Genomic DNA, 13,051 nt, shown 5'->3' on the forward strand with positions numbered 1-13,051 from the left:
AATGAATTTAATACGTTTTGCGCTCAGAAAGCCCATTGCCGTCATGGTCGTTTTCCTGTCGGTCATTGTGCTTTCGCTTACAGCTATAAAAAAAATAAAAGTAGATATTTTCCCGGAGGTAGAGTTGCCGTCAATGTATATTGCGATGCCTTACGGAGGGCTTTCACCTCAATATATGGATGGTTTTATGTCCAATGAATTTCAAAAAGTTTTACTCTTTGTGAATGGTGTCAAGAATATTGATTTCAAAAGTGTTCAGGGACTGACCTTAATGAAACTGACCTTTTATCCAGGCACCGATATGGCGCAGGCTGCAGGTGAGGTTTCCACGCAGGTTTCACGGGCAATGGGATTTTTACCACCCGGTGCAGTACCGCCTATGGTTGTGCGGTTTGACGGTAATTCACTCCCGGTCGGTCAACTTGTCTTTGAAAGTGACAATCACTCTGTAACAGAGCTTCAGACAATGGTCCTAACCAAAATCCGGCCGATGTTTGTTGAGATTCCCGGTATTACGGCTCCGGCACCTTTTGGGGGTAACATCCGTTCGATCGTTGTAAATATTGACCCGGCTGCAATGCAGAGTAACGGACTAAGTCCGGAAGAAATTACTTTGGCGATCACAAAAAGCAGCCATCCTTCGCCAGCAGGAAATATCAGAATGGGCGAAACGAATTATATGGCACCGATCAATTCCATAGCCAAAGATCCTGCGGAGTTTCTTAAAATCCCGATAAAGACCCAAGACGGTAGAACTCTTTACGTGGGTGATGTAGCCAATGTTCAGGATGGAGCTGACCAGACATCTGGATATGCATTGGTCAATGGGAAACGCTCTGTGTATCTCCCGGTGATCAAAAAATCAGATGCTTCAACACTGACAGCAGTTGAAAATCTAAAAAAAGCAATGCCAAAACTGAGAGATCAGCTTCCGGATGATGTGAAGGTGAGTTATGAATTTGACCAGTCAAAATATATTGAACGTTCCCTTTCAAATCTAATTCATGAAGGACTTTTGGGTGCACTTTTTACAGGACTGGTCATTATTCTTTTCCTTGGTGACCTTCGAGGTGCACTGATCGTGGTCTTTACAATTCCCATAGCAATATTAACAGCCGTCTGTGTGCTCTATTTTGCAGGATATACTATTAATATAATGACCTTGAGTGGGTTAGCCCTATCCATCGGAATTTTGGTAGATGAAGCTACGGTCACGATCGAGAATATCCACCAGCATATGGAAATGAGGAAAACCAAACCCAAAGCCATTCTTGATGCAGTACTTGAAATTTCCATTCCGAAGGTGCTGATATTATTATGTATTCTGGCCGTTCTTACGCCTGCCTTCATTATGACGGGCATTCCAAAAGATATGTTTCTTCCGCTTTCTTTTGCAGTTGCATTCGCAATGATAGCTTCCTTTCTGGCATCCCAGACCTTCGTTCCGATCCTGGCTAACTGGATGATGAAGAATAAGCATATTGAGAAGCATTATGTTAAAAACAGGAGTTTTTTCTATCGATTCAGAACGGGCTACAGTCACAAAATGAGAAAATGGTCGGGAAGGACTTTGGTATTGTTTTCGGCCTATATCATTTTCTCGGGCCTTTTAATATTTTTAATGATGCGCTCATTGGGAACCGATATTATGCCTCTTTCCAACAGCGGTGATTTTCAGATGAGAATTGATGCGCCACAGGGAAGCCGTCTGGAGAAAACTGAAAAGCTGGTGAAGGATATTCTCAAAGATATTGAAGGTATTTTGCCGGAAAATGCGGTCAGCATCAGTTCGGCCTATGTCGGTTTACATCCGGCAGCAACGCCGATCAATCCCATATTTCTTTTCACCAACGGAACACACCAGTCTGTTTTGCAGGTTTCTGTAAATAAGGAGATCTTTTCAGGGTCTATGGAAGATCTGAAAGAAAAGATCCGCAAGAAGATTGCTGAAAAGCATCCTGAAGCACAAATCAATTTTGAACCGATGGAACTTACCGAAAAAATTATTGGACAGGGATCGATGACCCCGATAGAAATCAAGGTAGGATCTCCGAATCTGAAACTGGCGGCATCTCACGCAAAAAAAATAGAGGAAAAGCTGAAAAGCAACGATTTCCTGCGAGACGTCCGCATTGCAGAGCCACTTCAATATCCGACGTTACAGATCAACGTAGACCGAAATCTCGCTGCGCAGTTCGGACTGACGATGCAGGATGTGACACGCAGTCTTGTGACCGCTACCTCTTCAACCCGCTACACCGACAAGAACCTCTGGGTCGACCCAAAATCAGGACTTGTCTTTCAGACACAGGTCCAGATTCCAGAAAGTATAATGAACTCTGAAGAGATCCTGAAATCACTTCCACTGAAAAAAGACAGCCCGAGACCCGTTCTTGAAGATATCGCTACAGTTAAAAAAACGACCGCACCTGCACAGGTCAACCGAAAGGGACCTATGAGATATGTAACAATTATCGGAAATGTGTACGGAAAAGACCTGGGCTCTGCTTCCAAAGCGGTAAAAAATGCCATCAGTGAGACCGGAAAACCTCCAAAAAGTGTTTCTGTCTGGACAGAAGGCACACTGCAGCTACTGGATGATACACTCGACAGTCTTGCAATGGGACTTTTGGCGGCAGTACTAGCGATATTCCTAATGCTTTCTGCTTATTATCAGTCATTTAAAGTACCTTTTGTTGTTCTTTCCGTGATTCCTTCCGTGATCGTGGGAAGTCTTGTTTTGATTTTCATTACCGGCAGTACGCTCAACCTCCAGTCATATATGGGGATGATTATGTCCATCGGTGTTTCGGTTTCAAATGCCGTATTACTTATCAATCAGGCAGAGTACTACCGTAAACATTACCATATCAGTGCGCTTCATTCTGCGAGAATGGCAGCGGCGTCCAGACTCCGCCCTGTACTGATGACCGCTTTGGCGATGCTTGCCGGGATGATTCCTATGGCAATCGGTATCGGGGAAGGTTCTGAGCAGGTTGCTCCACTTGGTAGAGCTGTTATCGGTGGTATCATCGCATCCACTCTTACCATTCTGCTTTTGGTTCCGCATTTTTTTGCAGCAGTAATGTCCAATGCAGGACATTCAAATCCTTCCTTGGATCCGGAAGATGAGGAAAGTAAATTTTTCGTACAATCTTAAATAATTAAAAAATAATGAAAATCATCAATAAAATAAAATACATCTTCATTCCGGTCGTTCTTTTGGGAATGGCTTCCTGCTCGGGCGAAAAGGAAAGTAAAAATGAAACAAAAAAAACAGTTCAGCCTGCTCGGTCTTTCGTGACCACAGAAATCAAGCTGATAAATCCCACTTATCAGATTTCCGTTCCAGGCGAACTGAAACCTTATGAATCGGTGCAGATCTTTGCGAAGGTTGCCGGATTTATCAAGAAAATTTATGTTGACAGAGGTTCAGTTGTGACCAAAGGTCAGCTTCTTGCAGTTCTGGAAGCACCAGAAATGAATCAGGATTACCTATCCGATAAATCTTCACAGCAGAAAACATACACCGACTATCTTTATGCTAAACAGGCTTTTGAGCGATTGCAGGACGCGGCCAGTACAAAAGGAGCTGTTGCCGACATAGAACTGGATAGGGCTAAAAGCATTATGCAGAGTTCCAAAGCAACATACGAGGCATCAAAAGCGGGCACCGGTAGGTCTTCACAGATGAATCAGTACCTTAGGATCACGGCACCTTTCAGTGGTGTGATAATGGATAGGAATCTGTCGGTAGGAGCCTTGGTTGGTCCCAATTCAGGAATGGCTCTTTTCAGTATTGCTCAGAAAAATAAGCTGAGACTGACGGTATCTCTTCCTGAAAAACATGCATCAAGTGTCAATGAGGGGATAGTGGCGCAATTTACGGTCAACTCTATCCCGGGAAAAAATTTTGAAGCGCATCTTTCAAGGAATTCCGGTGTTATCAGTCAGGAAAACCGTTCGATGACCCTTGAGTTTGACGTTCCAAATCCGGGCACTGTCTTAAAAGGGGGGGAATATGCACAGGTCCAGCTCAATCTGAAAAGAAGTGCACCTACATTTTTTGTACCCACGAAAAGTATTCTGCAGACTCAATCCGGAACCTTTGTGATGACCTTCAATGATAATACGGTAAGCAGAGTTGCTGTGAAAGAAGGAATCACCTACGAAAAAATGACCGAGGTCTTTGGTGCACTATTCGGCCATGACAAAGTTCTAGTAAAACCTTCCGAAGAAATTGAGGAAGGAAAGATATCAACCCCAAAAAAAAATAAATAATGATAACGACCTTAAAATTTAAAACACCTATTTTCATTCTTATGATGACCCTGTTTTCTTTTTCTTTGAGTGCGATGCAATCAAGAGTTGAGAATCAGGATGGGCCCATCCCACAAAATAATGTAAATGATAATGAGGATATCATCTTAATCGATGAGAACGGAAAGAAAATTGCTTTGAGTGAACTGAAAGGGAAGGTGGTCTTTGTAAATTTCTGGGCCACATGGTGCAGGCCTTGTGTCGAAGAAATGCCGAGCATCAGAGACCTGAAAGACAAATTCAAGGGAAATGACAATATCGTTTTTGTCCTTCTCAATGTGGAAGCCAACCTGACAAAGTCTAAGAAATTTATGAAGGATAAAAACTACGATCTTCCGGTGTATGTAGCAGCAGACACTATTCCTTCGCAGTACTTTCAGGGAGCAATTCCGACGACTTTGATCTTTAATAAAAAAGGAGAACTCGAAGCACAGATGCAGGGAGGGCAAGATTTTGACCGACCTGAGATTTATGAAGCGCTGAAAAAGTTAACCGGACAATAATTTATTAAAATAAGAACAATGGAAAAATTTAAAATATGGCTTCGGAAGAACTGGAGTACGGCACTTTTGGTGTCAATATTCATCGTGTTGCTTGTGAGTCCCGATGCAAAAGCCTGGCTGATGCGCCAGATCATCTCTACCGGTCTTATGAACTCAAAGATTGAAGAAAAGGAAACAGAGCCGGCCGTTGAGTCGACTCCTTTGTCCAGTACTGAAAACTTCAGTGTCAGAAATGATAAAGGTGAGATCATCAATACTTCTGACCTCAAGGGAAAAGTGGTATTTATTAACTTCTGGGCGTCCTGGTGCCCGCCTTGCCGTGCGGAATTCCCTTCGATTCAGACATTCTACGACCGATTTAAATCCAATAAAGATCTTGTTTTTCTTACAGTCAATCTGGATGAGCAGACCGCCTTGGGTAAGATGTATCTTGAAAAAGAACAATTCACTGTTCCGTTTTTAGTTGCAGAAGGTTCGATTCCAACTGCTTTTTTTAATGGTTCACTTCCTACGACCGTCGTTTTGGACAGATCAGGAAAAATTAGGATGCATCATGCGGGAATGGCAGACTACAGCAAAGAATCATTCTATCAAGAAATCAATCAACTTTTAAATGAAAAATAATGAAAAACTTAATTAAGATATTGACCTTCTCAGTTTTCCTGACAGGGTTTATGGGTTTTGCGCAAAAGGCAACAGTTTACGAACCTGCAAAATCTATTAATAAGGAGTACAAGGCTTTGTATGTGATCAATGAAGGTGATGACCAGAAAATCAGAGTCATTATCAGAAATATCAATAACGCGATGGAAGATCCCAGGCTGAAAGGCAAACTGAAGGTCGAACTGCTGGCCTTTGGGGGCGGAGTGGAAATGTTCAGAAAGAAAAACCCCTACGGGGAACTTCTTACAGGTCTGCAAGATAAGGGGGTAGTGATGGTACAGTGCGAAAATACCCTTCGTGAAAAAAAGATCGAAAAGTCCGAATTATTTGAGTTTGTAAATTACACCCCCAGCGGAAACGGGGAAATGATTTTGAGACAGGATGAAGGATGGGCAATAGTTAAACCCTAAAATTGGAAATTATGAAATTATCAATAGGATTCATCAACGATGTGCACGGCTATATGGAACCCCATCCAGAGCTGTTTTATGACTATCAGAAAGAATATGTTAAAAGTGCAGGAGGTTATGCCAGAATTCAGACCATCTTCAAAAAGATCAGGGCAGAAAATCCGAACGCATTGCTCTTTGACGGAGGGGATACGTTTCACGGAACAGTTCCGGTGGTACAGTCGAAAGGAGAGGTCTTGATTCCCATACTTAACCAACTTGGATTTGATGCAATGGTAGGACACTGGGACTTTGCCTATACACCAAGACATCTGTTAAAACTGGAAAGCCAGCTCAATTATCCCGTCTTGGGCTGCAATGTTTTTGATGAGCAGGGAAAACGATTTCTACTACCTTACAAAATATCTGAAATTGGAGGACTCAAAATTGGTATAATCGGGATCTGTTCCAATATTATCGATAAGACAATGCCGGAGAAGTTCAGTGAAGGCATAACGGTGACCGATGGAATTGAAGAGACGAATCAATGCGTCAGAGAATTAAGAGAGGATGCTGTGGACATTATTATTCTTTTGTCGCACAATGGTTATCCGCAAGATATCGAACTGCTCAAAAAAGTGGAAGGAATCGATATTTGTCTCAGTGCACACACCCATAACAGGATGTACGAAGCAGAAAAAGCAGGAAACTGCATTATCATCCAATGTGGCTGCCACGGATCATTTGTAGGAAATCTAAAGCTTGATGTCGAAAATGGAATGATTACACATTTTGATTACAAGATCATTGAAACTGACGACAGTATTGATGAAGATGTAGAAGTTAAAGATCTGGTGGAAAAAAGTCTACAGTCTTTTGCTGAAATGAAAAGTACAGTATTGGGGACGACAGAACATATTTTGCACCGCTATTCCACGCTGTCTTCTACTATGGATGACTTTCTTCTGTCTGCCGTCAATTTTGCGACGGACGTTGAGATCTCCTTTTCCAACGGATGGCGCTATGGTGCACCTATAAATGTCGGAAATATTACCCTCTGGGACTTATACAAAATCGTGCCGATGAATCCGCCTATTTCCACCACAGAGCTTACTGGAAAAGAGATCTTTGAAATGTTAGAAGAAAATCTGGAGCGGACCTTTTCCGCAGAGCCGATGAAACAAATGGGAGGTTATGTTAAGCGTTGCAACGGATTGAGAATTTTGATGCGCATTGAAAATCCGCCGGGTTACAGAATTCAGGAAATCTATTTTCAGGGAAGACATTTACAAAAAGACAAGGTTTACAAAGTTGCTTTCCTCACCGAGCAGGATGTTCCAAAGAAATATGGGAAAAACCGCACAGAGACAGGATCTAATGCCATAACAGCAATGACATATTATCTTGAGAATAATTTTCACATTGAAAGATCTGAAGATTCTTTTCTTTTGGTCTGAAATAAAGGCAGAAGATCCGAAGATCCTCTGCCTTTTATTTTATGTGCTGGGCAATTACGATGATTGAATGTTGCTATAAGATCAGGCTGTTGATAAAGTTTTCCAGATTAGTAAATCCTGTTAGAGTGATGACTGATCCGTCTGCGGCATCATTCAAGTTCAGTCTGTTTTATTATTAATATAATCTAAAAATATTTGTAAAAATAAAGTAGGTTTTATATCGTAGGAAATCTGTGAGATATTAATCGTTCAAATTGAAATTTTCCACAATATTTTTTTAAGAGATAAACTACAACGAGTCTCTAGTAATAAACTTCCTATAAAAATCATTGAACTCAAAAATATTATATGTAAAAAATTCGTGTAAGTATTGCTCTACCCTTTCAATTTTTGTCATTGGCTTGTAAGTTTATTTATAGATTTAGATTACCAATCCATATTTGCTGAGTTATCAAATATTCCCTGCAAATGATCACAAAATTTTTCCATAATATCATTATCGTGCATTGCAGATTCATACATCCCATTGCTTGCATAAGGTAATATTGTGATCAAACCTTGCCCTTGGGTATATGTGAGTGCAGGTTTTAAATTGCTGCTATTCATATCAGAGATAAAAGATTCTATCAAACATATAACTTCATTATCTTTAAATTCCAGTGTGCCTTGAAAAGAAAACCTATTTTTAGTCTTATTAAAGTTCATCATTACTGGTACAGCACCGGCTCCGGAATGAAAGTGGAATGCATTGCCGTCTTTTCCAAATGCACCGTGAGCAACAAAGTTCCTTACCTGATTCCTTATCATCAGTAATTCAATATAATATTCCTTTAACATATCGTCAGATATGACAGTATTGAATTTAGTTTTCCATTCGGCATCGATTAATTTTGTGACTTCTTCCCCTGTTTTTATTTTTTGTGTAAGGATAGCAAGATGAATAAATAGATGTTCTGTCCAGCTAAAAAATGATTCAATAGTTGAAATTGCTAACCATTTTGTGCTTTGCCGTATCTTGTAGTAATTTTTGGAACCTAGAACAAAAGTGCCATCAATAGAAATCCTTTCTTTAGATAATTTTTCTAGTTTCTTATTTTCTGATTTATATAGATTTAGAAAATAGTTAAATCGTTCAAATAAATATCCATTATTATTTACAATATTTATTTCGGAACTCTTGATAGCCTCTGCTGCCAAGTGGTTAAAATATGGTCTTGAAGATTTTATCGCACCGTTAATTTTCTTAGTAATTATTTTCGCATCTTCTTCATCTTCCTTATTTTGAATAAAAACCCCAACTCCCATTTTCCTGTGTTCAATCAGAAATGCTTTACCATTAAAATCAATTGGAATAGACCAAGCCAGCTTTTCAGATCTTCCTGTGTCTTTGAAACCTAATAAATTTACAAATAGAAAATAAACTAAGTAGTAATCCTGTATCTCCCTTCCTGCATCACTTCTTTCAGCAAAAAATAATAGTTTTTCGTTTGCTTTTGTATTATCATCGACTTGCTTTATTGGAAATAATATTTTCAGGGCATTTTCTTTGTATTTTTCAATATTCATATTCTATTTTTATGCAGGTAGTTGGGTTTTCATTTTCCGGCTTTAAGCATCTTCAATGATTTAGATAAAATAATTTTAAACTATTTTAATGTGTTTTTTATATAATAAATCTAATGTATCTAAGTTCAAAATTCGAATTAATTCTTATCGATTCAACTGGCGCATTAAGATATTTGGCTAGGACTGTCTTTAATCCATTTTCATTATACCCATCAATATAATACTTCGATATTTCTTTTTTAATATCATTTCCGTTAAAGATTATTGATTCGATCACCTGGACTATTCTATCTCCAAAACCATCGTTTGTTGTTTTTTGGCTGCATTTAATTTCAATATTTATTGTCTGCGAATTTGGTAAAAATAATACAGAGTAATCCTGTTGAATTAAAATACCATTTATGAAATCGAATGATTGATTGAATGCTGGATTATCTCTTAATTTAAAAATTTCTTCTCTATAATTTCCTTTAAAATTATTAAATCTGAATTCACCTTTGCTGTCGTAATACATTTCAAATAGAATTCCATTTAGAATATGATTCTCGGAGTTTATTTGAAAATCTAGTAGTGACCTATTAAGATTTTCAAAAAATGTCATAGCGGAATTTGCCCCACCAATAGCGCATTGTAATAAATTTCTTCCTAAAATGAACATTTGGTCCTTATCTAATTGACTTACTGGTATTGTTATTAAATAATCAATTGCAGGATTTTGTTTGTACCAATTGTAGGTCTTTAGTTCTTTAATTTTTTTGTAAAATTCTGAATCTTCATAATAATTTTCATCTTTCAAAACATTCGGATTATAAGGTAGGCTTAAAATATTTAGCTTTTGATGTTTGTAAAAGTAAAAATCACCAATTAATGAGGTGTGTTCCCAAGTTGTTTGTCTTCCTCCTGACAATGCAAAAACTGTCTTTCTTACAGATTTAAATAGATCTTCGACAGCTATCCTTTCGGACGAGAGGTGCTTTATTAGTGAGCCCGTATAAATACTATTATTCTCATATCCGACATCTAAAGCACCTTCATTTGGAGATGTTGAAAATGCTATTAGTGATCCTTTAGGAGCTATAATTGGACTAAATCCAAGTGCAGTCCCGCGACCAAATGATCTTCTGCAAGCATCTAATATCACTATGTTTAATTTAGTAGGATTTTGCCTGTATATGTCAAATAAATCATTTAAAGTAATACAATTTTGTTTTGCCACATATTTATTTTCAGGAGGAATTTGCGAATCGATACTCGCCAAAAAATTCTCTCCATCTACTTCGAATCCGTGACCTGCAAAATAAAAAATAGATGCATCAAAATCTTTTAGTAAGTCGCTATATTCTTGTAAAATTTCAACTATGTTTTTTTGATCGATATTTAGATATAATTTTACCTCATAATTGTAATCTTTAAAGATTCCAGCAATTTGATTTGCATCATTTTCTCCGTTAGTTAATTCATTTCCTTTAAAGTAGTTGTTATTGCCAATTATAATTGCTAATGTTTTCATATATCTAAGTCGATTTTGGATGTTTTTAAAATATTCGTTGATAAAATGTAGAAAATTAGAATTTTGCAAGCTATTCTGATTACCTAAAAGGATAACCTTTAAACAATCAACTTGTGTTTTTCGATATTGATATTCTCCATCACTTTAGACCTCAATATACAAAAGATATTGTTAGAAAATTACGGTTTCCTCTCAATATGAAAAAAGTTTGTCGCGACAATAACGCAACCAGAATATTTAAATTTGGCAAAATAAAAGAATTGTGTTTTACTAATATGCAAGGTAACACACAGTAATAATATGAGCCGGTCTTATTCTTCTAATAAACCTGAATTTTTGGTAAGAAAAACTTTTATAATTTCATCTGAATTAAAATTATCAGAATTGTGTGTTTCCTGATTGTTGTTACTCCCTTCCCTTGAAAGATTTTCATCAAAAGTTAAATTGAGTTTTGAAGTCTTTCCCTTAGTCATAACATTTGAAGATAGATCTAACTTTTCATAATACTTTGCAATTCCTTGTGGCTGTGTTTCAGCGAAAATTAATGGTGGGCAAAGTGAATAAATTAATTCTTCACCCTGAAGTAAAACTTCATCTTCTTTATGGCAAGGTATGTAAAACTGAATGTACGAATCTTGGTAATAAAGTTTAATCCAGTGAGAAGGCAATTTACTTTCTAAATTTCTTTTTTTGAAAATTAATACATAGGGAAATTTTACATTAAAACCAGATGCCCCCCTATGAATCTGTTTGGCATGCTGTACAAAATAAGCCTCATTGTTATTTCTCATCAGAAAATCAAAACAGAATTTATAGTTGTCTACTTCAACATCAGGAATTACAGTCAAGGCAATTTTCAGTAAACATTTAAAAATGTTAATCGGTATATAAGGATTATGTATAACGTTAAATTCTATAATACCTCCATCTAATTTTTTTTAATTACCCCTTGTTTATTTGATTCTATATCAATGCCATGAAAACCATTAAAACTATTTTTTTTAGCTACAATATTACCATCGTATGATTTAAATGTTGGAGGAGTTTGTGCTCCTAAGGCATTAACACTTCTATTCAAACCTAAAAAATTTGCCATATCACTTTCGAAACCTGAGAAATGATTGTTACACTTATCACATTCGTAATCTGACACCCCAGAATTATTTCCAAATAATCTTGAAATAATGTGAGGCTTGCTTTTAAAGGTTGTTGCATCGGACTTTTTACCACAGAAGCGACAGATTCTTTCTGATATTTTTTTTAGAGGACGCCTTTGATTATTTATTGGAGGAGTATACATACTTTTTAATTGATAATCCTTATCAAAAGCTTTTAGATGCTCAATATTTCCAGAGTATGTATATATGTTCATTAGTTATCCGTATTATTTTTCATTAACTTTAAATAACTTCGATTTTTACTACCTCACTACTAACCACTTTTGTATTTGTATCATTCATCTTCTGTCTAATTGTAACTTTAATTTTATCATTCTTAGGAGTAGGAAAATTCATTAAATCTGAAATATTTTTAAAATCAAAGGCTTTACAAAGTAATGTTATATGACGAGTAGAATATTTATGTCGCTGTGTTAATGACTCCACATTACTAACAAAACTTTTGGCCAAACCCATTTTTAGGCTAAGCTGATCTTTGCTTAGTTTTTTTGCTTTGCGAATGTTTCTTACGTGATTAATAAAATCCAAATCGAATTGTGTTGTTTCTAAATAAGTAATTTGTTCCATATATTTTTAAAAAAAATAACCCAATATGTTGGGTGTTAAATAAATATTTATTATTTTTGCTTTAGCGAATAAATCATTAACCTTCAACAAGGTAAAATGAACGATGTATCTCGAATCAAAAAGACCAATTTTCCATCGAGAACCTCGTGAAATCGCTCCATGTCTAAAAGTTTCTTACTTTTGTATACGGCATGCGAGCGGTTCTCACGTATACTTTAGGTGGAAACTTTAATCTTCGGTTTAAAGTGGGTTGGTCGCCCTGATTCTAGAGTGTGAGACCGCCGCATGCTATTTTTGCGTATAATTCTCATATCTAAAAGCATCGTTCCATATATAAAAATAATATTTATGAGGACGACATTTTCAACCATTCTTCTAATTTGCCCACCGGAGTAGTCCGCCAGCATAACAGAAAAAAAATACGGCTTTATCCCAGTTTTGCTTGCAAAATGCTGGATTGGTATTACCTGGCTATTATCGACAAACTCCGAAATTCCTTTAAAAGTAAAAGGAAAGCCAGACTACAATTTAATCTCGCACATTAAAAGTACTCGCTTTCTTTTGATATTCCAAATTATTTTCAGAACGAAGGGAATTTAATACTGAAGACAAAAAAATTCAACGGTCTGAATAATGCAGATGGTTACGGCTGTTTTTAGATTTCAATAGAATGTTTTCTTATTAGAAATGACACTTTACAATGAGTAAACTCATTGCGGCTTTACAGCTTACACGGGACACAATTTCATTCATATTATTTCAAGATGTGCTTGGGAAGGAGGTTTTGATATGTCCTTACTGAAGCTTCCTCCCAAGCATCATCAAGTAGATACGCTGAAAACATATTCAAGAAACAGAAAGTAGAATGTAACCATAGAAAAAGAAAAGCCCTTTCCAC

Annotated in this window: 11 protein-coding genes; 6 read left to right on the forward strand and 5 right to left on the reverse strand. The window is 37.1% G+C overall.

Annotated features, from left to right (window positions below):
- Window position 1 precedes the first annotated feature (1 nt).
- The 6 genes from BUR17_RS17675 (at window position 2) to BUR17_RS17700 (ending at window position 7,332) form a co-directional block, all read left to right on the forward strand.
- Window positions 2–3,160, forward strand: a complete 3,159-nt coding sequence (locus BUR17_RS17675) for an efflux RND transporter permease subunit (RefSeq protein WP_034741443.1) — start codon at window positions 2–4, stop codon at window positions 3,158–3,160.
- A 14-nt stretch (window positions 3,161–3,174) separates the two neighbouring features.
- Entirely contained in the window at window positions 3,175–4,281 is a 1,107-nt protein-coding gene (locus BUR17_RS17680; RefSeq protein WP_042279168.1) for an efflux RND transporter periplasmic adaptor subunit, read from the forward strand.
- Window positions 4,281–4,823, forward strand: a complete 543-nt coding sequence (locus BUR17_RS17685) for a TlpA family protein disulfide reductase (RefSeq protein ID WP_034741440.1) — start codon at window positions 4,281–4,283, stop codon at window positions 4,821–4,823. Before BUR17_RS17680 ends, BUR17_RS17685 begins: the two co-directional genes overlap by 1 nt.
- A gap of 147 nt (window positions 4,824–4,970) precedes the next feature.
- Window positions 4,971–5,447, forward strand: coding sequence for a TlpA family protein disulfide reductase (locus BUR17_RS17690; RefSeq protein WP_228418832.1), 477 nt, complete (start codon window positions 4,971–4,973; stop codon window positions 5,445–5,447).
- Window positions 5,447–5,896, forward strand: coding sequence for a DsrE family protein (locus BUR17_RS17695; RefSeq protein ID WP_034741435.1), 450 nt, complete (start codon window positions 5,447–5,449; stop codon window positions 5,894–5,896). The genes BUR17_RS17690 and BUR17_RS17695 overlap by 1 nt, the downstream gene beginning before the upstream one ends.
- Window positions 5,897–5,907: 11 nt before the next feature.
- Window positions 5,908–7,332, forward strand: a complete 1,425-nt coding sequence (locus tag BUR17_RS17700; protein WP_034741432.1) for a bifunctional metallophosphatase/5'-nucleotidase — start codon at window positions 5,908–5,910, stop codon at window positions 7,330–7,332.
- 426 nt (window positions 7,333–7,758) lie between these two features.
- Here the strand turns inward: BUR17_RS17700 and BUR17_RS17705 are convergent, their stop codons facing one another.
- The 5 genes from BUR17_RS17705 to BUR17_RS17725 all read right to left on the reverse strand — a co-directional run bounded on the left by BUR17_RS17705 (window position 7,759) and on the right by BUR17_RS17725 (window position 12,153).
- Window positions 7,759–8,898, reverse strand: a complete 1,140-nt coding sequence (locus BUR17_RS17705; RefSeq protein WP_034976031.1) for a hypothetical protein — start codon at window positions 8,896–8,898, stop codon at window positions 7,759–7,761.
- 97 nt (window positions 8,899–8,995) lie between these two features.
- On the reverse strand, window positions 8,996–10,408 hold the full coding sequence (locus BUR17_RS17710) for a caspase family protein (RefSeq protein WP_034741428.1): 1,413 nt from the start codon (window positions 10,406–10,408) through the stop codon (window positions 8,996–8,998).
- A gap of 311 nt (window positions 10,409–10,719) precedes the next feature.
- Entirely contained in the window at window positions 10,720–11,256 is a 537-nt protein-coding gene (locus BUR17_RS17715) for a hypothetical protein (RefSeq protein ID WP_034741425.1), read from the reverse strand.
- 80 nt (window positions 11,257–11,336) lie between these two features.
- On the reverse strand, window positions 11,337–11,780 hold the full coding sequence (locus tag BUR17_RS17720) for an HNH endonuclease (protein ID WP_034741422.1): 444 nt from the start codon (window positions 11,778–11,780) through the stop codon (window positions 11,337–11,339).
- Between the two features lie 28 nt (window positions 11,781–11,808).
- Window positions 11,809–12,153 carry a helix-turn-helix domain-containing protein gene (locus BUR17_RS17725; RefSeq protein ID WP_034741419.1) on the reverse strand — a complete coding sequence of 115 codons (345 nt, stop codon included), beginning with the start codon at window positions 12,151–12,153 and terminating at the stop codon, window positions 11,809–11,811.
- Window positions 12,154–13,051: the final 898 nt, after the last annotated feature.

This window comes from Chryseobacterium scophthalmum (assembly GCF_900143185.1).
Lineage (GTDB): Bacteria > Bacteroidota > Bacteroidia > Flavobacteriales > Weeksellaceae > Chryseobacterium > Chryseobacterium scophthalmum.